Source organism: Phycisphaeraceae bacterium, assembly GCA_040222855.1.
Classification (GTDB): Bacteria; Planctomycetota; Phycisphaerae; order Phycisphaerales; family Phycisphaeraceae; genus Mucisphaera.
The window spans coordinates 13,251-38,488 of the sequence record JAVKCD010000025.1 but is presented as its reverse complement, the minus strand read 5'-3'; the positions used below and the strand labels follow the sequence as shown (position 1 = coordinate 38,488).

General features: G+C 59.6%; 20 protein-coding genes. 7 read left to right on the top strand and 13 right to left on the bottom strand.

The annotated features are described in order from the left end of the window. Positions 1-121: 121 nt before the first annotated feature. Together RIG82_10055 and RIG82_10050 are read right to left on the bottom strand one after the other, a co-directional pair. Positions 122-781: a response regulator transcription factor gene (locus RIG82_10055; GenBank protein MEQ9461282.1), complete on the bottom strand. Its 660-nt coding sequence runs from the start codon at positions 779-781 to the stop codon at positions 122-124. Then, positions 778-2,328, bottom strand: coding sequence for an ATP-binding protein (locus RIG82_10050; GenBank protein ID MEQ9461281.1), 1,551 nt, complete (start codon positions 2,326-2,328; stop codon positions 778-780). Before RIG82_10050 ends, RIG82_10055 begins: the two co-directional genes overlap by 4 nt. 209 nt (positions 2,329-2,537) lie before the next feature. On the opposite strand from RIG82_10050, the gene RIG82_10045 reads away from it, so the two are divergent. From RIG82_10045 to RIG82_10030, 4 genes are all read left to right on the top strand, one after another. After that, entirely contained in the window at positions 2,538-2,834 is a 297-nt protein-coding gene (locus RIG82_10045; GenBank protein ID MEQ9461280.1) for a DUF2934 domain-containing protein, read from the top strand. A gap of 117 nt (positions 2,835-2,951) precedes the next feature. Next, complete coding sequence (locus RIG82_10040) at positions 2,952-3,119, top strand: hypothetical protein (GenBank protein ID MEQ9461279.1); 168 nt, start codon at positions 2,952-2,954, stop codon at positions 3,117-3,119. A gap of 219 nt (positions 3,120-3,338) precedes the next feature. Next, entirely contained in the window at positions 3,339-5,630 is a 2,292-nt protein-coding gene (locus tag RIG82_10035) for a glycosyltransferase family 4 protein (protein MEQ9461278.1), read from the top strand. Beyond that, complete coding sequence (locus tag RIG82_10030) at positions 5,627-7,096, top strand: glycoside hydrolase family 130 protein (protein MEQ9461277.1); 1,470 nt, start codon at positions 5,627-5,629, stop codon at positions 7,094-7,096. The genes RIG82_10035 and RIG82_10030 overlap by 4 nt, the downstream gene beginning before the upstream one ends. Before the next feature lie 1,307 nt (positions 7,097-8,403). On the opposite strand, the gene RIG82_10025 is transcribed toward RIG82_10030, so the two are convergent. The 5 genes from RIG82_10025 to RIG82_10005 all read right to left on the bottom strand — a co-directional run bounded on the left by RIG82_10025 (position 8,404) and on the right by RIG82_10005 (position 12,305). Next, positions 8,404-9,297: a mechanosensitive ion channel family protein gene (locus tag RIG82_10025; protein MEQ9461276.1), complete on the bottom strand. Its 894-nt coding sequence runs from the start codon at positions 9,295-9,297 to the stop codon at positions 8,404-8,406. Continuing rightward, on the bottom strand, positions 9,294-10,088 hold the full coding sequence (locus RIG82_10020) for a DUF432 domain-containing protein (GenBank protein MEQ9461275.1): 795 nt from the start codon (positions 10,086-10,088) through the stop codon (positions 9,294-9,296). The genes RIG82_10025 and RIG82_10020 overlap by 4 nt, the downstream gene beginning before the upstream one ends. A gap of 243 nt (positions 10,089-10,331) precedes the next feature. Beyond that, entirely contained in the window at positions 10,332-10,922 is a 591-nt protein-coding gene (locus RIG82_10015) for an exopolysaccharide biosynthesis protein (GenBank protein MEQ9461274.1), read from the bottom strand. Continuing rightward, on the bottom strand, positions 10,919-11,476 hold the full coding sequence (locus RIG82_10010) for a hypothetical protein (protein ID MEQ9461273.1): 558 nt from the start codon (positions 11,474-11,476) through the stop codon (positions 10,919-10,921). The genes RIG82_10015 and RIG82_10010 overlap by 4 nt, the downstream gene beginning before the upstream one ends. 22 nt (positions 11,477-11,498) lie before the next feature. Beyond that, positions 11,499-12,305 carry a polyphosphate kinase 2 family protein gene (locus RIG82_10005; protein MEQ9461272.1) on the bottom strand — a complete coding sequence of 269 codons (807 nt, stop codon included), beginning with the start codon at positions 12,303-12,305 and terminating at the stop codon, positions 11,499-11,501. A 608-nt stretch (positions 12,306-12,913) separates the two neighbouring features. Between RIG82_10005 and RIG82_10000 the strand changes: the two genes are divergently transcribed. Both RIG82_10000 and RIG82_09995 read left to right on the top strand, forming a co-directional pair. After that, positions 12,914-15,880, top strand: coding sequence for a hypothetical protein (locus tag RIG82_10000; GenBank protein MEQ9461271.1), 2,967 nt, complete (start codon positions 12,914-12,916; stop codon positions 15,878-15,880). 346 nt (positions 15,881-16,226) lie between these two features. Continuing rightward, positions 16,227-17,357 (top strand): hypothetical protein, encoded by a 1,131-nt coding sequence (locus RIG82_09995; protein MEQ9461270.1) that lies wholly within the window; start codon positions 16,227-16,229, stop codon positions 17,355-17,357. 932 nt (positions 17,358-18,289) lie between these two features. Here RIG82_09995 and RIG82_09990 read toward each other — a convergent pair. Genes RIG82_09990 through RIG82_09980 form a run of 3 tightly spaced genes read right to left on the bottom strand, consistent with a single transcriptional unit; the run spans position 18,290 to position 21,752 of the window. After that, positions 18,290-19,813: a deoxyribodipyrimidine photo-lyase gene (locus RIG82_09990; protein MEQ9461269.1), complete on the bottom strand. Its 1,524-nt coding sequence runs from the start codon at positions 19,811-19,813 to the stop codon at positions 18,290-18,292. Positions 19,814-19,821: 8 nt separating this feature from the next. Continuing rightward, a complete protein-coding gene (locus RIG82_09985) occupies positions 19,822-20,754 on the bottom strand; it encodes a hypothetical protein (GenBank protein ID MEQ9461268.1) in 933 nt (310 codons plus the stop codon). After that, entirely contained in the window at positions 20,751-21,752 is a 1,002-nt protein-coding gene (locus tag RIG82_09980) for an FAD-dependent oxidoreductase (GenBank protein MEQ9461267.1), read from the bottom strand. Before RIG82_09980 ends, RIG82_09985 begins: the two co-directional genes overlap by 4 nt. Positions 21,753-21,811: 59 nt before the next feature. Between RIG82_09980 and RIG82_09975 the strand changes: the two genes are divergently transcribed. Continuing rightward, positions 21,812-22,135 carry a hypothetical protein gene (locus tag RIG82_09975; protein MEQ9461266.1) on the top strand — a complete coding sequence of 108 codons (324 nt, stop codon included), beginning with the start codon at positions 21,812-21,814 and terminating at the stop codon, positions 22,133-22,135. A gap of 35 nt (positions 22,136-22,170) precedes the next feature. Here the strand turns inward: RIG82_09975 and RIG82_09970 are convergent, their stop codons facing one another. The 3 genes from RIG82_09970 to RIG82_09960 are packed head-to-tail and all read right to left on the bottom strand — an operon-like array spanning position 22,171 to position 25,218. Beyond that, complete coding sequence (locus RIG82_09970; GenBank protein MEQ9461265.1) at positions 22,171-23,385, bottom strand: type III polyketide synthase; 1,215 nt, start codon at positions 23,383-23,385, stop codon at positions 22,171-22,173. Continuing rightward, positions 23,382-24,515 carry an NAD(P)/FAD-dependent oxidoreductase gene (locus RIG82_09965; GenBank protein ID MEQ9461264.1) on the bottom strand — a complete coding sequence of 378 codons (1,134 nt, stop codon included), beginning with the start codon at positions 24,513-24,515 and terminating at the stop codon, positions 23,382-23,384. The genes RIG82_09970 and RIG82_09965 overlap by 4 nt, the downstream gene beginning before the upstream one ends. Then, a complete protein-coding gene (locus tag RIG82_09960) occupies positions 24,508-25,218 on the bottom strand; it encodes a methyltransferase domain-containing protein (protein ID MEQ9461263.1) in 711 nt (236 codons plus the stop codon). The genes RIG82_09965 and RIG82_09960 overlap by 8 nt, the downstream gene beginning before the upstream one ends. Positions 25,219-25,238: the final 20 nt, after the last annotated feature.

Sequence of the window (25,238 nt, the reverse complement as noted above, 5' to 3'; positions counted from 1 at the left end):
ATAACGAGCTTCTACGGGCTCGCCTCATGTCACCTGTTGAAGTATGGCTCAAGAGCGTCAAGGCATCTATAGGGTGAACCCACGAGTACTTCAAGGGAATGCCCTGAGTCTGGCATCAGGCTTAGTCGGAGAGTTGGATGAGGCCCTCTCGAAGGGCGTACTTCGTCAGATCGGCGATGGAATGCAGATCCAGCTTTTGGATGAGGTTGGTGCGATGTGATTCGATGGTCTTCATCGCGGTGCCGAGCCGTATGCTGATCTGCTTACTGGTCTGCCCCTCAGCGATGAGTTGGAGAACTTCTCGTTCGCGAGGAGTCAGTTCTTCAGAGAGTCGGCTTCCCCCGTGCTGCACCTGGCCTGCTCTTGGATACCGTCTATCAACCAGAAGGTGCGTTAGCTCGGAAGTGATATAGATCTGACCCCGCTGGACAGTCTCGATGGCCAGAATGAGTTCTCTGGCTCCACAGGTCTTGAGCAGGTATCCCCGCGCTCCCGCCTCGAGCATGCCGTGGAGGTAGCGTTCATCGGAATGCATGGAGAGAGCGATGACCGAAACCTTCGGGTCCTCGGCGAGGATCTTCCGTGTGGCTTCGATCCCGTTAAGCCCCGGCATGCCGACATCAATCAGCACCACATCAGGAACAACTCTCGCTGTCAGCTCGATGGCCTCCCGGCCGTCGTTGGCTTCGCCGACGACGGTGATGGTCTCCTCGTGCTCGAGGATCGAGCGGATACCCGCCCGCATCATGGCGTGATCATCAACGAGGACTACAGCCGTCATGATCTGTTCTTCTTGGTACTCTTGGGGATGGTGATGGTTATCAACGTTCCTTCACCCTTTCTGGTGGAGATCTCAAACGATCCGCCGATGCCTCGGATCTGCTGCTCGACACTCAGGAGCCCGTAGTGAACTTTGTCGTTAGCGGACCGCCGGAGTCCTGGTCCACGATCAGCCACCTCGATAGAGCTTTTATCGTGTGACGATGAGCAGGTGATCGTGATGACGTGCTCGGATGCGTACTTCGCCGCATTGATCACCAGCTCACGCAAGGCACGGAACATGATGATTCTTGCTTCAGGCGTGAGATCCGGCTCGACGCCGTCCTCGGCAGCAGTCACGCAGACACCGTATCGCTGACTGACATGCTCACTAAGCCAGTGTACCGCCGGCAGCAGACCAAGGTCTTCGAGAACCGGTGGGCTGATCTCGAATGACATGTCCCGAACCGCTGCGATGATCTGCTTGAGCTTTTTCTCCATACGGTCTTTGCATGTCGCGGATGCGCTGCAACGAATCAGTTCGGAGTTGAGTTCGGCAAGATCCTGGGCGACCACATCATGAAGAGACTGCCCCAGCCTGCGACGCTCGGCCTCTTCAACAAGTGTCTGGCGAATCAGTAGCTGATCGATGTGAGCTCTCTGGGAGCCGATCAAAGAGACGAGATCATGAGTCGTGAGCTCGTCTGACACCGAGATAATCGTCAGTGTTTGACTCTGGCCGTGGAGAGGCAATCTGGACCAGCAGATCGAAGCCTGCCGACGATACGGCCTGCCATTGTGCGCCGAGATCGTTTTCCAGACGCCTTTCTGATGCCCGACAGGGGGATATCCCAACTGCATGGACTCAGTGAGCGACTTCATACTGAACCACTCGGGTAGCGACTCCTCGAGCCTTCGGGGCCCGTCCGCCGCCATCCTGAATGTTTTTCTCCCGGTCCATAAGACATTGGAGGCCACGATCTCACCTGACTGTGTGACCACAGCAGTGGGCGTATGTGTCAAGGCAATCACCGCCTCAGCCATCGGTCGCGGGTCGTCATCAACTGGGATTTCGCATGGATTAAGGGACATGGTGTGCCATTCGCGTGTTGTCTTGGAGACAAACACCACGTTCATTGTATCCGCATGATCCAGGATTAGCGATAGAGCATCCCTAAGTATCAATCTAGGGGTTGAGCCTGATGGCTTGATGCACTCGACTTCAGGACAATGCTGATCGTTTGAACGCGTAGAGACCTTTTGTATGGCCTGGTTCTCACATACGTTCAGATCAAATCCTGGCTTGCTGGCACCGCTTTTTTCAAAGCATAACGCTGGCTGGGGTTTGTCCTCGGAAAGGATGCGTACATGGCTGACAAACGAATCGGGCAGCGTCGCAAAGACGATCACGACGAGCTTCTTAACGGAAAGCGGCCCAGCTGTGACATGCGACTGATCCAGGACATCCTGAACGTGAATCCAGAACCATCGGAAACCCAGACAAGAAGCTCGGTTCGCCTTAATAAGAAGCGAGTCGAGATGCTGCTGCCCGGAGCGATCCGCGGGCAAGGGCTAAAACCCTTGGAGCAGGACGACTCATGGGGCTGACCAACCCCTGATCCTTCAACACGATCCGCAGTTCGCACGCAGGATCGTGCTGGTCTCCATCATCAAGCTCACGACGTGCAGACCTCTGATCGGACCCATTAAAGGTTCGCACAGAGGAATGCTATTCAATCATCAACACCGCGCCTCAACCATTCAGAAAGAGCCCAACCATGAATCGTTCAACATCAAATAAAGCCTCAGAATCCATCACGAAGTCCGGCGACGGTTCGGTCCGATCAGCCAACATCCCCAGCCCTTCGAGACCCGCGTCTCCCAGAGGCATCGGCCACGATGAAATCGCGTCGCGTGCGTATGCGAACTATGAGAAGAGCGGATGCCGGGAAGGCTACTGTCAGGAGAACTGGGAGCACGCCGAGCACGAACTGCGGCATGAAGAGAAGAAGCTCCAACTCGCCCAGGGAACCGGCGGCCCGTTGCCCTCTGCGTTTGGCTCATCGGCCAGATAGTCGAGAAGCCCATTAGAGACATAGCTACCGCTATCGCAGGGCACCTGCTTCAGGCCGCATGTCGGCAGAGTATGGATTGCCTGACCCATGAACCTGATCACATGAAGGACTATTGACATGAAGCATCAAGAAGAAGATTCGATCGTCGGCAAGGAACAGCACAGCGAAGAACACGTGGTCGGTTACTACAACAGCGATGACCGGATGAAGTGCTGGGGTAAGCAAGGGGCCTTCTGGGGCGGCTCTGGCCGTCTGATGTTGAGTTGTTCGCGTCGCCTTCAATAAATAGGCATGCCGACTGTTTCTCTTGATCAACAAAACTCTGAATCGGAAGGAATCATGATGCAAAACCTTATTTTTCTGATGGCCCTGATCCTCCTCATCGCGGCAGCGATGCCCTACTGGGGGCACAGTCGGGGATGGGGATACTATCCAAGCGGAGGGCTCGGGCTCGTCCTCGTGGTGCTCATCGCTCTCATGGCTCTTGGAAGACTATGAGCCTGGATGAAGATCCCACCCGATTCGGATCCCAGTACCATCGCATTTCTTGGCGACTATCCACCTCGTCTCTGCGGGATCGCGACCTTCACGCACGATCTGTGCTCCGCAGTATCAACACAGGCTCCCAGTTCAGAGTGCCTTGTGGTGGCCGTGACTGACCGGCATCAGGTCTACCAGTACCCCGACCTTGTGCGGTTTGAGATCCAGGAGAGAGAGTTAGCATCCTATCGGAGTGCTGCGGACTTTTTGAACTTCAACAATGTTGATCTTCTCTGCGTCCAGCATGAGTTTGGCATCTATGGCGGGGTATCCGGAGAACACGTCCTGGCGTTGCTTCATGAGGTGCGTATGCCGGTGGTCACAACGATGCACACCGTGCTCGATCACCCTGACGCAGATCAGCGCCGGGTGACCCTCGAACTCCTGAAGCTAAGCGACCGCATCGTCGTCATGGCGAATAAGGGCGCTGAAATCCTCCGAGACATCTACGGAGCCGCCCAAGAGACGATTGATGTCATTCCTCACGGTATTCCAGATCAGCCTCTGGGCGGCTCGAGTGAGTACAAGGCACAGTTCGGTCTGGCGGGTCGCGATGTGCTCTTCACGTTTGGACTGATCGGCCCGGGCAAGGGTATCGAGTTCGTCATCAAAGCCCTCCCGAGTATTGTTCGTCGACACCCCAGCGTGGTGTACGTCGTTCTCGGTGCAACGCACCCTCAACTGCTCGTGCGCGATGGTGAGCAATACCGTCTGGGGCTACAGCATCTCGCTGAAGACCTTGGCGTCGCCGATCACGTTATTTTCGACAATCGATTTGTGGCCATTGACGAGCTTCGACAGTTTATTGGTGCAGCCGATGTCTACCTGACTCCATATCTCAACGAATCGCAGATCACCTCAGGCTCACTCGCCTACGTGTACGGCTCGGGAAGAGTGGTGGTTTCAACACCATATTGGCATGCCAAAGAGCTGCTGGCAGAAGGCCGCGGCGTCCTGGTCCCTTTCCGTGATGCGCCCGCGATTGCGGAAGCGGTATCAGGGCTTCTTGATGACAGGCAGAATATGAAGGCCATACAGGAAGCAGCATTTGATGTTGGCCGATCGATGCTCTGGCCGTGTGTTGGCGACCGCTATCTCGATACCTTTCGCCAGGCCAGCCATGATCAGAGAGAACAACCACGAGCCGCATTCGCTGCGTGGACGCTCAACAGTCGGCCTTTTAGTCTGCCTGCGCAGCGCATCGACCATGTGATCCGTATGACCGATGGAGTGGGCATCTTTCAGCACGCGATCCTCAACGTTCCCAACTTTACTGAAGGCTACTGCACCGACGACAACGCAAGAGGTCTGGTCTTGTGCTGCATGATCGAGGAGCAGGCACCGTTGATATCATTGAGTGTCACAGCACAACTCGAAACAACCTATCTGGCTTTCCTCGCCAATGCGATGACCTCGGGGAACGGGCGATGCCTTAACTTCATGAGTCACAGCAGGCTATGGTTAGAGGAAGTAGGCAGCGAAGACAGCCACGCAAGAGCACTCTGGGCGATGGGCACGGGAGCCAATCGTTGTCGAGACACCGGCCGCAGAAGACTCTGCGACCGCCTGTTTCGTCGTGGCCTACCGGTAGTAGCGGAGTTCTCATCCCCTCGCGCTTGGGCCTTCGCGCTTATTGGTATCGATGAGTATCTCTGTCACCTACCGCAAGACAGAGCCGCGATCGACATGCGATATCTACTCAAAGAGAGATTGCTCGTCCTGTGGGAGCATTATTCCACTCCCGACTGGCCATGGTTTGAGCCGGTCGTAACATACGAGAATGCACGACTCTGCCAAGCCCTCTTGCTTGGACAGCGTTCGAATCCCACCCCGCGTGCAGTAGAGATCGCTCTTAAAGTTCTGCGTTGGCTGGTATCGATCCAGACGACGAGCGAAGGATGCTTCCGCCCGATCGGCAACAACGGTTTCTATCCACGCGGCGAGTCTCCCGCGGTCTTCGATCAACAGCCTGTCGAGGCTCAGGCGATGGTGGCCGCCTGTCTTGAGGCCCACCGAGTCACCGGCGACAAGATGTGGTTACGCGAAGCACGACGCGCGTTTGAGTGGTTCTTAGGGCGAAATGATCTGGGAACACCGCTGTTTGTTTTCGAGACAGGCGGCTGTGGCGATGGTCTTCACGCTGACGGGGTGAGTGAGAATCAGGGTGCAGAGTCGACTTTTGCGTTCCATCTTTCACTCGCCGACATGCAGGCCTCAAGAAGCCTCACCCCCAACTACGCCGACGGGTCTTCATGAGTATGATCAGAATCAGACGCCATGATCTGACAGTACTCCCTGAGAGTGCCCGGGTAATTCTCAGGCCGTTTATACCATCGGGAAGAGACCGAATCACCGCAATCCTTGGCCGTACGCTGGCGCTGACAGACGAGGAGGTCGCTGCCCACCTGGCCAGTGTCCTGCTCGAGTTCGACGGCCGCCATCTCGATATTGAGGGGAAGCTACACCAGCACTTCGATAGAATCGTGCCGTATCTGTTTACGCATCGCCCTCTGTCGCGAGAACTGAGGCTATTGATCGGCGCGATGTTCTCGGGCGAATATGCTCTCGAGTCAGCAGCTATTTTCAATCCATCGATCGTGCGGCACCCGGATCAGAGCGGCACTGCACCCGGCGAACAACGCTTCATCATGAGTCTCCGCGCAACCGGCGAGGGGCATATCTCATCAATCGAGTTCAGGGCGGGCAGCATTACAGCAGACGGGAGTATCTCTCTCGATGATGTATCCAGGTTCGTAAGCGCCCCGAAGCTTGTTCTTGATCCTCGGTATGACAAGACTCGATTCTGGCGTCGGCTGCATGAGATGGGACTTGATGAGCCCCACATGGAAGCCGTGCTCGGGCCGCTTGCAGAGAGCTTCACAAGGCGTGATCTCACAAATAGTGTTGAAGCGATGCGTCGTGAAATCGGTCGAGTTACGCCGGAGCTGACGCTGACGCTGGACCACGTCCAATGGCTCGCGGACTCGAACTACGAGTTAGAGTTTGCTCCCGAGCTCGCCATGAGTGAGCGCATTATCTTCCCCGTATCACCGAATGAGACGAACGGCATTGAAGATGCTCGATTTGTCCGCTTCCAGGATGATGATGGCAGCGTGGTCTACTACGCGACCTACACGGCCTACAACGGACAGACAATCCTACCGCAGCTGATTCGCACAGAAGATTTCTGTCACTTCAGGATGCTGACGCTGGGTGGATCGGCGATCCAGAACAAAGGAATGGCGCTCTTCCCGAGACGGATCGATGGTCGTTTCGCGATGCTCTCACGCCAGGACGACGAGAACATTCACCTCATGATGTCAGATAACCCTCACCAGTGGAGCGATCCCCGTGTGATTCTTCGACCGAGTGAGACCTGGGAATCGATAAAAATCGGGAACTGCGGGTCACCACTTGAGACCGAAGCAGGGTGGTTGGTCATAACCCACGGCGTCGGCCCGATGCGTAAATACTGTATCGGTGCCGCTCTGCTCGATCTGCACGATCCAACAAAAGTGATCGGCAGACTAAGCACACCCCTGATAACGCCAGTAGGCACCGAACGCGAAGGCTATGTGCCCAATGTGGTCTATAGCTGCGGCTCAATAATCCACAACCGAGAGTTGATTGTACCCTTCGCGGTCAGTGATCGATCGTCCATGATCGCAAGCGTATCGTTGGATCACCTGCTAGATCATCTCGTGGGAAGTAGCGGAAAGTAACTGTCTCAGCTAGGTTGACGTGATCGCTGCGTAACAGCGGGGGTCCAGCAGATTGTTGTGCTCCGCCAGCAGCTATTTCAGGCCGCAAGGACCATTTAGGTCTCACTCGGATGTCTGGGAAGTGCAGTTTCAGGTCTCCACGAACGCATCGTCTTTCAACCCTGATCAAGGGTTCGATCTCACCTGCCTCCGTGTATCGAAGCGCTTTTGGAAGCGAGGCTCCGATGGCCGCTTCGCTTGGCGTCAACGTACCCAGCGCTGCATGCGGCCGGAAGAGATTGTGCCACGTGGCGTAAGCATCGCAGAAGCTCGAAGACTCAACCCAAGACTGGTACCGAGGACGGGAGCAGCGCATGGCAGCTTGTTCACCAGACGCAGCTGAACTAGCAACACCTGGGTCTTGGTGTCCGCCTTTACTGGCCGTGAGTGGTGCTTAGCTGCACCTTGCTTCGGTAACAGCTCGCTATCTCGATGCACAGGCACCCGTGCCTCAATACTGTACGACGAGGGCGCAGAACGAGTGTCAGGTAATGCGGCCCCGGACAGACTTATCCGACTGCCATATAAGGGTTTACGCTGATATGGGGGTTCAGCAGGCAGACATTTCGGACATCATCTAGGCCGTTTTCTGCCGCCAACAGCCCCCGACAGAGACGCTTTGACGTATCTCGATTCTCACACCGCTTGCTCTAAGTGTAGTAAAAACAAGGATTTATATCAGGAAAACCGGCGATAACCCGGTGACTTTCGGGGTCTCCGACTTCTATGGCTGGGTGGGCCTGTGCTTGGAATGGCCAAAAGGCCCGAGTGTCTCTGTGGCCGAATTCGAGGTTACGTTTTTGATCATCCTCGCCGACCGAGGGTTCGGATCTTGAGTTCAACTCTAGTTGGATCCGCGATGCGCGCAGAATGATGTCGCGATAAGAAAGCTCTAGCCCCTACCAGTAGTTCTAATCCCACGCTCTCCGCTATACGAGCATCATCTGTGGATCAGGATCCGGGGAGAGGCGCACGTCTGACAGCCCCCTTCTGCGAGTATCGTGAGCGTCTCGCGTCCCAGATCGTCGTTGGTAAAGACGCAAGCAGCCTCGTATCCAGAGGCGAGTGCGGCTGAGCGAGGCGTGAGCCGGTCAGGCTCCCCGAGTCGAGATCATCGAGGAAGTCAAAACTGTGCGGACTACCGGCTTGTTCGTTGGCATAATTTAGAGACCGACGGTCATAAGGCCTCGCCGAGAAGACTGCGGTTCTCATTGTGTTCTCCAAACAGGCGGGATTGGTTCATGCCAACACGATTGGTGCCGTTGAAATCAGGTTTTGGATGGGTCAGCAGGCATCGCAGAATCCAGAGCCGGCTCCTCGTTGACGAGTCGTATGGGCAAGGCTTCGGTTCCAGATCCAGCGTACAAACTGATATGAGGGAAGGGAATCTCAACCCCTTCTTCATCAAATCGCTTCTTGATGGAGGGTATCAAGGTCTTGCGGATCTCAAAGAAGTCAGATTTGACACACCAGACGGCAAACAGGAAATCGATGCCGGAGTTGTTGTAGTTCGTGAGTAGCACCAGCGGATCGGGCTCGTCTAACACCTGAGGATGCTGCTTTGCAAGGTCAAGCAGGATGCTCTTGACGCGTTCGAGATCCTCGCGATAGGCAACCGAAATGGTGAAGTCGACGCGCCGTATTGGGAAGCGGGTAATGTTGGTCACCTCTGTCTTCATCAGCATCTCATTTGGGATCCTGACATATTGGTTGTCGAAGGTCCGGATCTTGAGTGACAGCAGATCAATAGACAGGACAAGGCCAGTGGTCGGTCCGATCTTGACCACGTCTCCAACAGCGAATGGCTTCTCTGCGATCAGAAAGAGGCCCGAGATAATATTGGAGACGGAAGTTTGTGATGCAAATCCCACAGCGACACCAACAATCCCGGCCGCACCAAGAAGTGGGGTGAGGGGGATCCCGCACTGCCTTGCTATTGAAAGACCAATGATCAACACCCCCACGTACAGCATGACTTTGCGGACGACCATCCCGGCTTGTGCGGTCGTTCGCCTCTCCAGCGCTCTTCCGACAGTCCTAGAGACGAACCAGACAGCCGGCAAGCCGATAAAGAGCAGTATCAGGACACGAATAATCGTCTCGAGATTCTGAAGTGCGTACTCCCTGAGTGCCGGCCATTCAATAAGGGCAGCGAGCATCATGCGTCAATAGACTCCTCTCGTCGGAACATCCCCAGAACCCTTGACACGACACTCCCAGCCACCGGTTCACGCGCCGGCACGATCTTGCGGACGCCCGACTTCGGTGCAGATGAAACAACCTCCACCTCACTTCCCTGCTCCTGGCTCCTGAATCGGGCAACAACACGATTGGTCCAGACTTGACCCTCGCCCTCAAAGAGGTCGAGATTGGGGCCGTCCACTCGCAGCCGTTGGACCTTGATCGGCTCATCTGACTCGTTACGGATTTCAAGCGTACAAATCGCCCGATACGGACGCCGTTCGGAAAGATCGACATCGCGCCTGGCTCGGGTCATGAGCGAGTAGCACAACTCCCCCTGCATCGGATCGCCGAACCAGATATTCGACAGGACGATCGTGGGCAACTCTGTCAGTGTCACAGGTGTGGACGTGACCTCGATAACCGCGATCCGGAGAGGAATACCGAAGTAAAACGTGGCATGTCTCCCAGGCGGCAGGACCAGCATCGATTCAGGACGCGCGACAAGCGGGCGATCTGGCAAAAGGTACCGGAGACTGATCTCCTGCGAATTCGACGCCAGGATGTAACGGTCCCAGGCCATCGCCGCGGAATTCGTGGGTGGCTCCGAGTCATCGATAACCAGTGGCTCGTCACGATGCCTAAGCGACTCGTCGGCATCACGCTCCGTGGCAACGAATAACTCCTCACCTTCCCGCCGCAGCCAGATCGTCAGCGGGCCCACGGCCGCGCAATAAAGTTTCTGGTTCTCGAGTCTCTGGGATTGATTCATGAGCCCTATCTTAGGATGATCCGCAGGCAAGCACGGGACGATTTCTGCCGAGCTCCGCACTTGGTTCATTAACGGATTTCAACCCTACGTAGAACAGCTTTTTAGAGTCGACAAAGTGGTTGATCACGGTGGACGCCCCAAAGCAGTACCAGAGGCAGTATCCCCACTGTGTTCAGAAAAATGACTTTAGAAGTTGAAGCACGGTTTCGGAGATCCAGTACAGGTAAGCGAAGCCAGCAACAGTCAGGATATGGCCGAGCAGTATGGCGAGCCCGTCCCGCTGGAGCAGTCCTGCGGCGAACTGGATGAGGGCAGGGCGGGGATCATGTTTGCGAACGGGATGGGCAGGGGAAGACTCAGCATCAGGGCCGCCATGGCGATGGAGAGACCGGTCATTCGCCAGGCGATGGGCCAGAAGAGCGGGGCCAATCGAGGCAGGTAGAGCCACGCCAGAGGGGTGAGCAAGCGTCGGAGTCCCGAGGCGATGCGGGACAGTGTGTTTGCGCTGAGTTGGTGCCGGTAGGCATATGCCGGGAGTCGCGGTTCCCGGGCAAGCAGAAGCCGTAGACCGATCGCGAACATCGGAAGCCCACAGACAGTGGCGAGCAGCGGGATGGGAATCGGAAAGATAAAAGGCATAGAGAGCACAAGGATCAGAACGGCGGCCCAGCGCCCGCGAAGTGCGTTCTCCACGTCAGCCAAGGTGACGTCCTGCCCGTTCCGCGACGCAACGAACTGATCTAGGTCGTCGAAGACAGAATGAAGCGGGACCACCGGGGCATGTTTGCTCCGGATCGCTTCGGATGGTTCTTCGGTCGGAGGCTGCTGGGTCACGATCGTGGGGTTCTCGTGTAGATCAGACTGAGGGCAAGAGTGATAACGACGAGAGGGATGACAAAGCCAACCATGGCGGACATGAAGGCGTTGAGACCGGGATGGGTGGTTGCGGCCAGGATGAGAAAGGTGAGGTAGGCAGCATAGAAGAACAGGAAGAGAGCACCCTCCCAGCGGTCAATGCGTCCGGCGGTGATGAAGATGGGCAGGCAGGCAAAGGCGACAGCCACCATGATGGGGATGTCAGAGCTCAAGGCAGCAGGCGCAACAGCGATACCAGCGGGCGATAGGGCAGCCGCGATCCCGAGCACACCGAGGATGTTGAAGATGTTGCTGCCCAACACATTGCCGAGGGCGAGGTCGGCCTGCCCGGTGAGTGCGGCCTTGATGGATACGGCGAGTTCGGGGGCACTGGTGCCGAAAGCCACGACGGTGAGCCCGACCAGCAGAGGCGGGATACCGGCCGCCGCAGCGAGACGGGACGCCCCGCGAATGAGTGTCTCGCCGCCAGCGGTGAGCAGGGCCAGACCCAGAAGGATGAGGAGGATGTTCAAGACGAGACCCTATGCATGCAGCCTAATCCGGAATATCAACGGTCGTGGGATCGAAAGCCGGCTTGGGCGTCCGCAGATCCAACGCATCCAGCGTATCGACGAGGACTTGTGCCACGAGCAGGTTACGAAACCAGCGCCGCTCAGCCGGTACAACGTACCACGGTGCCCGCTCCGTTGAGCAACGCGACATCGCATCCTCGAAGGCCACCCGATAGTCAGACCATCGGGCACGTTCTTTAAGATCAGCCGGCTCAAACTTCCAGTGCTTGTTCGGATCATCAAGCCTTAGCTGAAGCCGCTGCTTCTGGTAGCCCTTGGAGATATGGAGGTAAAACTTCACAACCCGTGTGCCTTCGTCGTAAAGCAGTCGTTCGAAGGCATTGATGTGGTCATACCGTTGCTGCCAGACCTTTGGAGGCACCAGATCTTTGACCCGCGCAATCAGCACGTCCTCGTAGTGAGACCGGTTGAATACGGCGATGTTGCCGCGTCTTGGTGCGTTGGCATGAATGCGCCAGAGAAAGTCGTGTCGAAGCTCTTCGTCGCTGGGAGCTTTAAAACTCGTGACCCGTACGCCTGCCGGGTTAAGCGGTCCGATCACCTTACGGATCGTGCTGTCCTTGCCGCCAGCATCCATGGCCTGAAACACGACGAGGACGCCAAAACGCCCATCGGCATACAGCAGCTCTTGCTTCTCGATTAGCCTTTGCCTTAGCTCTGCGAAGCGATCACGTGCCATATCCTTATCGATACCGCCATCATCAGCAGTAGGAAGGCCATTGAGGTCGAGCTTCGAGCCCGGCATGACACGATAGAAGTCCGTCTTCATGGGCTTACTCTAATACATGAGCTATGAGGTGCTCGATAAAGCGCGAGTTGCAAATACAGACAGCAATCTGCCGCAAACTCCTGTGGCGCAGTGGTGGTCCAGGAGATTGTGGTGCTCCACCAACAGCTTTTCATCATGCCACAAAACCGATTCAAGACCTCACGCGGATTTCTGGGAAGAGTAATCTTGGGTCGCCACGGACGTTTTGGCGAGTGACCCTGATCACGGGTTCGATCTCACCTGCTTCCGTATAGCGAAGCGGGTCTGGAACCGAGGCTCCGATGGCCGCTTCGCTTGGCGCTGTGGTACCCATCGCCGCATGCGGCCTGAAGAGATTGTGCCACGTCGTGGAGGCGTTCAGGCGGTCTTGAATCGCCTCGATGCCCGGCACCAACAGGGACTTACGCCACGGGCCGGTGATAAGTGTTGTCACTGGCGCTAAACCCGGGGGCAGGTCAGTTGCCCACGAGTGGCTTGGATTCTTGTGAGGAGGCCTTACAATCGTTTTTGAACAGCCAGCGCCGCAGCCGCATCAAATAGAAGCGAACGACCGCCATACGGTGTTGGCGCCAAAGTACGAGTTCATGTATCAGGTAGGAGGAAGCGAGATGCGTCGAGCGTCATTCAGCGTGATCAAGAAGGACTCGAGCGGGTCGTGCGTCGCGGGGGCGGCAGTAAGCCTGGCCTTGGCTGTCGCCACACCCTGCGTGGCGGCGGAGCGGTTCTTCATCGACGTGTCGAGCAGCGGGGTCTGGAGCACGGCCTCGGACTGGTCACCAGCCGGGGTGCCGACAACAGCGGACGACGTCGTGTTCAACAACGCCGCGACGTACGCCTTAGGACCGGGTGTGACCGACATGTTCGCCCGCAACCTGACGGTGACCAATGGCGACGTCACACTTTTTGGAGGTGGAGGTGGCGGGTTCACCGATCTCAGCATCACCGAGACGATCACGGTCGCCGGATTCGGAACGAGCCCGCGCTTGACGGTGGGCTCTGCGTCGTGGCGAGGCTTCGCGCACGCGGACAAAATCAATGTGGGTTCTGGTTTCGGCGGCACGGCAGAGTTCGCGATCGGCGTGCCGGGCCTGCTCTCAGCCGGGACGGTGACGGTCGGCGGGGCCGGTTCGGTGGGGCGGATCGTGCTGGACACCGTGGGGGCGAGTTCCTCGCTGCCGCCGGAGAATCTGGTGGCGACCAACCTGACGGTGGGCGGCGCGTCCGGGACGGGGGTGACGGGCGAGTTGTTGAGCTCGAATCAGGTGTTGGGCACCTATTTCGCGGACGTGACCAACGATCTGCTCGTGGATACGACCGGTCGTGTAGCGATTGACGGGTTTATCACGGCGAGCACAGCGACCGTGAAAGGCGCTTTTGATCGTGGCGCGTCATCTTTCGATGAAGCACGGCTGGAGGTGGCGAACACGCTGACGTGGGACACGGCCAACACGGTCGCCACGAACGAGAAGCTGGACGCGGGGACCTTGGAACTGACGTCGAATCTACTGCTTTCGAACGGCTCGGTGCGGGCGGGGGCCTTAGTGGGGACGGGTGTGGTGCAGTTCGCTGGCGGCTCTGGCATCTTGTCTCTGGCCGGGGACCTGCCGATCGACGGGAGCGCAGCTGCTCGGCTTGGGTCGAGCTTCTCGGGTTCCTTGAGCCGGCGTCTGTTCGTCGCCGGCACGTTGAGCGTGGGCGGGGATGGGGCCGGGATGCTGACCGGTGCGAGCGATGTGCCGGTCACGTCAGGGGCCGGTGCCATTGGCAGCGGAGCCAACGCGGACGAAACGACGGCATCGGCCTTCTTCGCCGGCGCCAACGGCGGCTGGAACATCGACGAGGATCTTGTGATCGCTGACGACGTGTCGGCGAGCCTGACGGTCTCGCAGGGCAGCGAGGTTGGGGCGGGGGTCGAGGGCTTTGACTTCTTTGAGGGGATTACGTCCACGCCCACATTTAATGGCTCGCCCGATGCCGACATCGTGGTTGGGGGTGTCGGGGCGGGGGCGCACACCGTGCTCGTCACGAACGCAGGCAGCCGGCTGTCTGCGGCGGACGACGTCTTCATTGGCGGCACGAAATCCGGACCGGGTGGGAGTGCGGAAGTGACCGTGAGCAACGGCGGCGAGCTGGCTGCGGGCAACGCGATCACCGTGTGGGCCGGCGGGACGCTGGACGTGTCGCAGAACGGCACGGCCACTTTTTCGACGCTCGATGTCCGGGGCACCGCCGACTTCGGCACGCAGACGCTGAGCCCCGAAACGGGTGGATTCGCGATCGCCATGAACGGCGGCACACTCCGAGCTGATCTCCTTGACTTTGGCAACCTTCCGTTCAACGGCTCCGGCACCGTCGAAGCCGTCTTCACAACCCGGAGCGATGTCACCGCCACCGGCGACCTCACCTTGGGTGATGCCTCCGACTTCAACGGTGTGTCCATCGGTGGCACGCTCAACGTCGGGCCAAACACCGTCACACTCAAGAAAGCCGGCTTCTTCACCCTCGGTAACGCCAACGTCGCGACCGAGCCGGGTAGTCGCGTTGTGGCCGACAACGGCTTCCAACTCCCCGCTGGCGCCGCCTTCTTCGGGCAGGGCAATCTCCAGGGCCGCCTCGCCTCGAGTACCGGCTCGATCATCAGCCTCACCGGCAGTTTGGCGATCGGCGACGCGACCAACCCGGCGGGCGTCTTCCTCGACGGCGAGCTCGACGTCGACGTCAACACCATCACTCTGAACGACAGCAACGATGCCGTCCTCGGATCCCTCACCACCCTGGGCGACGGCGCGGGCGTCGGCGGTGTCATCATCGCGCAGAACGGGATCACCCTGGGATTTGGCCGTAACCTCATCGGTCACGGCAATGTCCTGACGCCCAACGACCCGTTCAATCCCTTTATCAACAACGGCAACGTCATCGGCGACTCATCGGCGAACCCCATCACGCTCACGGGCTACGTCAAGGGCGTCGGCACCCTCGACAACGTGGTCATCACCGGCACCGATGCCCCCGGCTTCAGCCCCGCCACCGTGTATCGCGGCTCGGTCGCCTACGAGGGTAGGCTTGAGATCGAGCTCGGCGGTACGTCGCCTGGGTCGTTTGACCGTATCGTTCACAGTGCCATGGCCAACACCGGCGGCACGCTCGACCTTGCCCTCATCAACGGCTTCACCCCGAGTCTTGGCGATACCTTCGAGGTCGTCACTGCTGTCAGCGTCGCCGGCATCTTTAACAGCATCACGGGCGTCTCCGGTCCCGGCGTGCCCCAAGGCGCGGGTCTGGCCGTGACCTACACGCCGACCAGCGTGCTCGTCACTACCGCCCTGCTCGGCGACGCCAACCTAGACATGAAGGTGGATCTGATCGATCTTTCGGTGCTGGCCTCGAACTTTGGAGGCTCGTCGGGCTGGGCTGGCGGTAACTTCAACGGCGACAATCACGTCGATCTCATCGATCTATCGCTCTTAGCCAGTCACTTCGGCATGAATCTCTCGAACGTCCCTGAACCCTTCTCGGGTGTCACCCTGCTACTCACTAGCCTGCCTGTGCTCGGCGGCAGACACAGACGGGCCTGACTCATATTCAGGCAATCGCGGGGGGCCAGGAGAATGTTGTGCTTGTCCAAGGGACTTTGTTAGGTCACCGAATGGATTTTAGTGATCACGTTGATCGCTGGATACAAGAATCTCGGATCACCACGCGCGTTTTGTCGTTTGACCTTGATCTTGTGGCAACTGCCCCCCTCAAAGCACAGCCTGTCTGCTGGACGAGTTGATGGTTCTCAGACACAAGCAGTAGACCCTGATGAAGAATCGAGACAGACATTCACATCGGTCAGACCCTTGGGGTCATGGCCGTTCGATACCCTGAATACACCGTGGTCGCTCTCCAGCCTAGAGTCCTGTCCACGCGAGAAAAAATATGTCTTCAAACCTGGATTTGGTCACGCCCACTCGGACGGATAACGGCTATGGCCGGGCACGGCTCTGGCTCGGTATCAGCGGCGTGGGCCTCATGGTTGTCCTCGCGGTGGTTGGCCTGCTCCGCCTGCGTTTGGGTCCCTCGGAGCTTCAGTCCCTGCCAGATATCTATTTGCTGGCTGGGTTCGTCGGCCTTTATGCCCTGATCCAGACGCCTCTGGACTGGCTGGGCGGTTACCTGCTCCCGCGCCGGTACAACAGGCCGCACCCGACGCTCCGGGGTTATGCGGTCAACTGGTCCCGGGGTGTGGCCGTCCACTCGGCCTGCCTTTTTGCCTGTGCCATGGGCTTGCTCCTGGCGTCCCGTCAGCTCGGCGCTGGCGGCGCCGTGATCTGGACCATGACACTGTCCATGCTTCTGCTGTGGCTGCGACGTCCCTACGCTCGACTGATGGCGCAACTGAGCTCGGCCGTCAAGAACGGCACGTGCCTCACGGCGTCCGAGGACCAAGGCTTTACCGGTGGGCTCGACGGACTGATTTGTCCTCGGCAGGATGTGCAGCCTCAACTCTGGCAGACAAGTCTCCCTCAGAATCAACTCGAGGCGATTAGCCAGCGGAGAGACGAAGCCGTTCGGTCGGGGCTCTTTGTGCGTGGGAGGCTATCTGCCCTTGCCTTCATCATGCTGGGCTCACTGATCAGCGCCTCAGCCCTGGGCTCTGACAGACTGGCGACAGCGGTCGGTGTTATCGAGTACGCGTGCGCATTCACCCTCTGGTCTTTTGTAGGGTTGCTCATCCTGCCAACGCTCAGCCGCAGCGCAGCAAGCGTTATCGATCACCGCTTGACTGAGGCCGGGACCCTTGATGAATCGTCGATCAACGACGCCCTGAACAGCATCAATGCGTTCCAGGACGCCGAGCAGAGCCGACCCGCGATGGTGGAAACCGTGTTCCATCCCATCCGAAGCCCATCGCGACGGCAGCGTGGCCAGGGCGTATCGAAGCTCGCCGCCTGGGATGTGGCTCGGATCACCATCTTCATGAGCCTGGCAGGTTTGTCTCTGCTGGGTCGTGCGGTTCACTGCAATGTCGGCAGACCGGCGCTATGGGCTTATCTTCCAAGTGAATGACCTTAGGCGGAGTGGTTTCCAGCAGAGCTCGATGTCTGCTCGAGGTCACGTGTTTTACAGAAGCTGAGCGGGGGTCCAGCAGATTGTTGTGCTTCGCCAGCGTCCATTTCAAGCCGCAAAAATGATGTTAGCTCTCACTCGGATGTCTGGGAAGAGCAATCTGGGATCGCCACGGATGTTTCTTCTTTCGACCCTGATCTGGGTTTCGAACTCACCTCCCTATGTGTATCCCATCGGTTCGGCAGTTGATGATCCCTTGGCGGCCTCTTGACACATCTTGATGCCCAGCCCAGCACACGCCGCGTAGGCCTCTAGCCGTACCTGAACCGCCTCGACACCCAACACCTTCGAGCCCACCCGACCCCCCGTGCGCACAAACAACCGCATCCCGCGGCCCATCGGTCACCTTTGATCGACGACCCCACCCCGGAACCACCACGAAGAACGCCAGAAACAAGCCCCCCAAAACCCCCGTGCGCACAACCCGCAACCGCCCAAACCCTCAAACCCCCACCACAACCCCATCCCTGACCCAAAAAACAGCCCCGCACACCCCTCCCCAACCCGGATTCACCCCCGCCCACCCCAAAACCCACCATGCGCACAACCCACCCGCAAACTCGTCGCCCAGCAATCCCGGCCCAGACCAGCACGCCACTCATCACCGACACGCTCCAGCACCGCTTCACCCTGACCTGCCCCCGGGTTTAGCGCCAGTGGTAACACTTACCACTGGCTGATTTGCGCTGCTCCCGTCCTCAGTACCAGTCTTGGGTTGAGTCTTCGAGCTTCATCCGGCCGGGTTAACCCGGCCGATTGATGGCCGAGGCTAGCGTCGAGACTGGCACCAGGATGGGGACAGGCGCAGTTCTGCCAGTGGTAAGCGTTACGACTGGCACAAGCACCGGGGGCAGATCAATCACTCCGTTTGATCAATACATCGTTCCATGTGGGCGGCGGCGGGAACCGTGCTTGAGGTAAACGCGTTGGGCTTCTTGTCTGGCGCCCGGGCTGGATCTTCGCTGGAAGATTTTGGACTGGGCTGTTCGGTAGGCGGTCTTGTGCTCGACGATCGGTTGCGGGTAGTCACGGCCGATCTCGCAGCCGGACATCGCTTGGATCATCAGCGGGCAGGCCTCCGGCTGATGAATGTACTCGTCGGGCAGCTCGCGCAGTTCGGGTATCCATCGTCTGATGAAGATGGCTTTGGGGTCCTGGTCTTGGGCTTGTTTGATCGGCGAGTAGATGCGGACCGTGTTGATCCCCGTTACGCCGGACTGCATCTGGGCCTGGCTGTAATGAATCCCGGGTTCGAAATCGACAAACTGTCTAGCTAGGTATTGGGCGGTCGGGCGCCAGTGGAGCCAGAGGTGGTAGCTGGCGAAGCTCATGAGCATGGCGCGCATTCTGAAGTTGATCCATCCGGTAGTGTGCAGGCAGCGCATGCAGGCGTCGATCATGGGATAGCCGGTCTGGCCACGGCACCAGGCGTCGAAGCGTTCTTTTCCCTGGGTGGACCATGAATCGGGGTCTTCGTTTCGGAGGCCGTCGAAGGTGCGGTTGATGTTCCGGAACTCGATGTCGGGTTCGTCCTCGAGTTTCTGGATGAAGTGGCTCTGCCAGCGGAGGCGTCTGGAGAAACTCTGGACGGATGAACGCCAGAGGCTGGCTTTGCCACGCTTGCCCTTGAGTTCCTGGAGTCTGTTGTTGGAAGCGTGGTAGGCCTCCCGGATCGAGAGGGTGCCGTAGGCGAAGTGAGGGCTGAGCCGGCTACAGGCGTCGGCACCCTCCAGTGGCGAGGACATGGCCTGCTGGTAGTCGCGGCCGCGCTCGTGGAGAAACGAGTTCAGCAGGGTGAGGCCGGCCTGGCTTCCGCCCGGCTGTGCCTCGCTTTTGGTGGAGGGTTCAAGGCCGAGTGATTCCGGGGTCAGGCATGTCGTGTCTGGCAGAGCCTTCATCACCGATGTCGGTAAGGGCCGGCCTGGCTTCGGTTCCGGGAGGGGATCGGGTCGCATGCGTTCGAGCCAGCGTCGCGACCAGCCGTCACGGTGTTCGAGACGCCTGACCACGCCATGCTGCGGGTACTCCTTCCAAGTGATGCCACGTTGTCGAGTCCATCGCGCGACACGCTTATCTCTCTCGTAGGTCACGCCGAGTCCGGTTTCTTCGTAGCTCAAGAGTCTGTCAATGCGGACTTGCTCATAGAGTCGATCCAGGAGTTCGGGCATCTCGCCTTTGAGCATCAAGAGGGGGCAGTTGAGGCTCGCGAGAGCATGGCGGAGTTCTTCGAGGCAGTGATTGATGAAGTCCAGATGGCAGGCGTCCTGCTCCGGGGCGTTCAGGATGCTCGGCTCGTAGGCATAGAGGCCGATGCATGCGCCGTCAGCGAGTGCGTCGCTGAGCGGGGCGTGATCGGCCGTGCGCAGGTCTCGCTTGAACCAGACCAGTGAGAGCATCGCCAAGTCTAGGTCCTCATCCGAGTTGGGCGACACCGTGACTTGACCAGCAAGGCCGTGACCAACCCTGCGGGGAGTGCCAGGAAGAGCAGCCCGGCGATGAGGACCCCGGCGGCGAGCAGGGTCGGATCAAACCGGGGCAGGCCAGAGAAAGTCTGAAGCCAGGCGTAAGCCGTCAGCAGCGTGATGCCGAGTGCAAGGGAGATGCTTGAACGAATTCTTACGGTTTGGGACACGCCGAGCCATTTCATCAGCCAGGTTGTCACGGGCAGGAGTTGCAGGGCGTGGATCGCGATGCCGTGCACGAACTTGAGGACGCCCGCTTCGCCATAGAGCCCGGGATCCTTCCCAGCTTCAGCCCTGGGCATGCCATAGATCAGCATGTAGAGCCCGAAGAGGCAGCTGAAGCTCAGCGCGAGCATGCCGAAGCGAATGCCCAGACGATCATCGGCGGACAGTGAATCTATGGCCGGTGTCTTGATTCGGAAACTCGCGAGGCTCAGCCAGAGCACCATGAGCATGATGAGGATCACCATGGCGTCGATGGCGTAGTGAATCGAGCGGTCCAACCCCGTCTCGATGTTGAAGTGCGATGGCACGCCACGCCAGGCCTGGAGGGTGATCAGCCCGACTTCCAGAACCGCAGCGAGCGCGACGATTCTGGAGACTCGATCGAGCCAGGTTTGCGATGAGCCGTGCAGTAAACCGTAAACCCAGCCGAGAGAGATCAGAGTGACGCCCGTTGAGATCCCGAAGAGGATCGGCTTGCGCCAGGAGACGGGGCCGGCCCAGTCACTTCCGTCGATCAGCAAGACCGGCACGTGCAGCAGGCCGCTGGCGATCAACAGGGCCCCGCCGACGTAATACCAGCGAGCACCCTTGGGTCCACGCGCCCAGAGTTGGCCTAAGGTCCTACCCGCTTCGACCAGGAGAGCGCTCATGGGCCGAGCATCTCGAGGGCGGCATCTGCGGCGGAGGCCCCGCTGAGGTAGGCATCCTCGACACGTCGGCCGCGCAGCCAGTCCCCACAGACTACGAGTTTCAGGTCGGTGTCCGTCAGCCGGTCCTGTCCGGCGGGCCGATCGATGTGCGCGTAGCGCCAGCGATGAGCCTTGCTTGATAGAGGCTCGGGCAGCGGGTGATCGAAACCGCTCACGAAATGCTCAAAGGTAGACTGGAGCTGCTCGGCGGCTTGTTCCCTGGTTTGTTCGAGGTGGGCTCTGCTCCATGCCTCGGTAGCCTGAATGACCCAGCACTCCGGGCCCTTGGAGGGCCTCATAAGCTTTGAGGAGTTGTTGGCCAGCCAGCCAAGACAAGAGTGGCCGGTCAGTCTCACGGCGTCGAAGTCGAGAGCCAGGCTATGCTCGTAGGAGAGCAACAGGGTCCAGCAGGGTTGGCTGTGCAACTCGCCCAGGTCGATGGTCTGCGAGAGACCGGAGTCGGACAGCAGCCGGCGGGTCTGCTCGACGGGGATCGATATCAGCAGGCAGGAGAAACCGGCACGCGTCTCGCCGTCGTCGAGTCGCACGCTCCAGCCGGCGTCGGTTTTCATGATCCTGTCCACAGCACGGCCATACTCAACATCGAGACCGATCTGCAGGTGGTTAAGGATCGTGGCCATCGCGGGCGTGCCGACCCAGCGTGTCTTCTTCTGGTCGGAGGGGTGAAGGTCGCCGTCCCAATCCATCGATCGGGCTTCCCAAAGGGCGATAACGCCGGCCTGACGCCACGACGCCAGCGCCTGCGTGAAGGATGGCGTTCTCGCCGTGATGTACTGCGCGCCGTGATCGAAGCTGACGTCATCCAGCTCGCGCGTGGACATACGGCCGCCCGGTCTGGTGCCCTTGTCGAAGAGCGTGACCCGCTGGCCAGCCTCAACAAGCAGGCGTGCGGCGGTCGTCCCAGCCATCCCTGCTCCTACTATTGCGATATGGCTCATAGGGGATCATAGACCAGGACACTCACTGGCGTCCTTCATGGTCAAACAGGTCAAGCCGCATGGACGCAGACGCTAAAGGACATCAGGCAGACCGGTACGACCTGCAGGACCGGTACCTCGAGATCACACGCCAGCGGCTGCCGGCGGCGGCCCGTGAGGGCAACTGGGCTGTCCGGTACGACCATTGCTTCATGCGGATCATCCTCGATCATCTCTTCGAGGCTTGCTGGTACGAGCACCTGGATCGGAGGCTGCGTGCCTACAAGCAGCTGAATCAGCAGCAACTCGAGAGGGCGGTCGCGTACGGCGAGCGCATGCTGGCCGAAGGTGAACCGCTGGTCCTTGAGATGAATGCGCGCAGCCTGACATGGCGGAACCCGTGACTCCTCCTTGCGCCGTGGTTGGTGGCGGACTCGAGCTAGCCCTCGATGTGCACCAGGGCCAGCTCAAGGGTCAGGCCCGGCCCGAAGGCCATCAGCACGGTATGACCTCGAACGCCCGACGCCATGAGGGCCCGGAGGATGAAGAGGATGGTGGGTGAACTCATGTTGCCGTGGGATAAGAGGATCTCGCGGCTGACGGACAACGCCTCGGATGGCAGTGATAGCGCGCCTTCAACAGCATCCAGAACTCTGGGTCCACCCGGATGAACCGCCCAGCCCGAGACCTCCTTGCGGTTCAGCCCATGGACAGCCAACCAACGATCCAGAAGGCCTTCATGGAGGCAGCCCTGGAGGAGCCCGGGCACCTCGGGCTTGAGCGTCATCCTGAACCCGTGGTCGGTCACCCGCCAGGACATCGCTTCACGGGTTCCCGGCAGGACATGACTCCAGCGACCCAAAATCCGGATACTGACGTGATCAGATGCCGTCCCGACTCGTTGTTCTCCGGGCTGCCCGACCACGGCGGCGGCGGCTCCATCGCCGAACAGCGCGTTGGCCACCACCTGCTCGCGACACGCGTCGTACTGGAAGTGCAGTGAGCACAGCTCAACACAGGCGAGCACCACACGGGCGCCGGCTTCCCTGCTGGCAAGGGCCTCGGCGACGCCAAGTCCGTTGATCGCCGCGTGACAACCCATAAAGCCGACCTGAACTCGCTGCACCGATTCGTGCAGACCGAGCCGATCGATCAGGAGATGATCAAGCCCGGGCGAGAAGAAGCCGGTGCAGGTCGTGGTGATCAGATGCGTGATCTCGTGAGCATCCAGACCCGCTGAGGCAATAGCGCTGGAGACTGCCCGCTCAATCAGAGGTGGCGCGCAGCGTTCGTAGAGCGCCATACGCTCTGCGGTGCTCGGCCCTTTGTCAGCGGGGCTTGATGCCCTCTGGAAGAACTCCTCGATCGAGGGCAGATCAAACTCAGATGCCGCAGCAGCCTCGGGCGATAGACACGTGAAGCGGGCATCGACCCCGCTCCGGTCGTATCGGCGCGCAATCCAGCTCAGGTCAGCTTGCCGGTCGGGAAGACGGTCGAGTGCGAAGCGCAGCGCCATCTCGCGAGAGAGCCGATGCGCGGGTAGAGCCGTACCCAAACCGAGAACCCTGGTGCCCCGATCCTTTGGTGTCTGTTCTTTGGCGTGAGCCCGCGTGGGATCAACGGCGCGACGCCCGCTGTCGTGAATGATGGTCATGAGACACCTCTTGGTACATCGGCTTGAATGGATCGTAAGATTGGCTGTGCCAGCACCGGTAACCGCGAGAGCAACGCCAGGCTGACACGCGCGGCGATGGGATTGGCGATCAGGTCCGAGACCAGACGGCAGGGCCACTGCCGCTGATAACGATGAAAACACCAGCGGTTCCAGATCTGCTCTTGGGCCGGTGTGTCCTTCTCGGAGAGCAGCAGCTGCGCCAGATGCCTGGCGCTCTCGAGCGCACGCGTGATTCCCTCGCCGGTAAACGGTTCACGGTAGCCCGCGGCATCCCCGACACGAAACCAGCGATGCGATGCGGCTGGCGACGCGTGCCGGTTGAGCAAGCCCGTGCCTTTCCAGATCATCCTGGTCAGGGAATCGCTGTCGGCTTGGGTCGGTGACGCCATCAGCATGTCCGCCACCACGGCGGCGACCCCGGAGCGCCGCCGCTGAATGACCGACGGGCGGATCGCCGCGGCCGCATGGACACGATCATCGCCCAGCAAAACCACGCCGACATAGCCCTCGGGTCGGACCGCCATGACCATCTGTCCTGGCGCGGGTACTTCGGCGGGCCAGTCGGACCTGAGCACGGTGGCCGAAACACCCACGAGACACCGCCGGTCCTGGACCCAGCTGGTTGGAGTCGTCTGTTGACCGACCCCGGTGGCGTCGATCATGTAACCAGTGCTCACAACACGCGTGTTCGCGCCAGCCTTGAGCATGATCCGAAGCCCGTCGTCCCTGTTGTCGCCATCGAACAGAGCAACCCGGTGCTCGGGCAAGAAGTGGACGCCCTCCCGGATCGAGGCGTCGACCAGCTCAGCATCAAACACCCGCCGATCGATGATCCGGCCTTGTGTCAGGGGGAGATCGACAACGCTGCCGAAGCCTACGAGACGCATCGAGTCGTACGACTGCTGGTTCTTGAGGCTGGGCAGATCCAGGCTTTCGCTCTGGAGCAGATCGACGCCGCGCGCGTTAAGACACCCGCCGCAGACCTTATCTCTCGGCCAGGCTGATTTCTCTGCCAGCAGGACGGACATCCCTGCTCGCGCGAGGAGGAGAGCGGCCAGCGATCCCGCCGGCCCGGCCCCCGCGACCACAACATCGTAAGTGTCAGTCATGACGCGCCCACCTGATCAGCATGCGCTCGGGGAAGATTCTCATAATAGCCGTGTGTTCACGGCCCATCCCGGAGGTCTCGAGCAGGGTCCGCATCTCCTCAACTGTCCAGGCGGCGCGTACGGACTGCGGGCCGTCGTGAAGAACCACGTGAGACCGGCTCAGAAGCCTTGTGCCCGCTCTGGCCAGCCAGTACCCCGTTCTGCTTCGTACCAGATCCTGGGCCGCGAAGCCGATGCGTGCCTTCTTATAAACCCCCCGGAAGAGTCGCACCACATCCTCGTCGGTCAGGTGATGCAGGAACAGGCTGCAGGTCACGATGTCCGCCGCATGAGCATCGAGATCATCGAGTGCATCACCTACGGAGAAGCTCACGTGATCTCTAAGTGATGCGGGGGTGAGTCTTCGGGCTTCGTCTACGACGACGGCGCTGCGGTCGAGCCCGGTGATGTGCCAGCTCAGCCCCGTTGCTGCGGCGTGCCCAGCCATGTAGCGCACGGCATCGCCGGACCCGCAGGCCAGGTCGAGCACACGGATGCTGTCGCCCGGTCTGCTGCGTGTCAGACTCCTGACCAAGCCGAGTAGTCGCCGGTGGGTCATGCAGATCGCGTTGATGCGGCGGAGGCCGGCGAGTGCGTGGTGATGTTCGGCCGCCGGCAGTGCCGGGTCATCCATCCGCTCGGGCTCGAGGACGCGGGTTCTCACGTCGACATCGTAGAGCACGG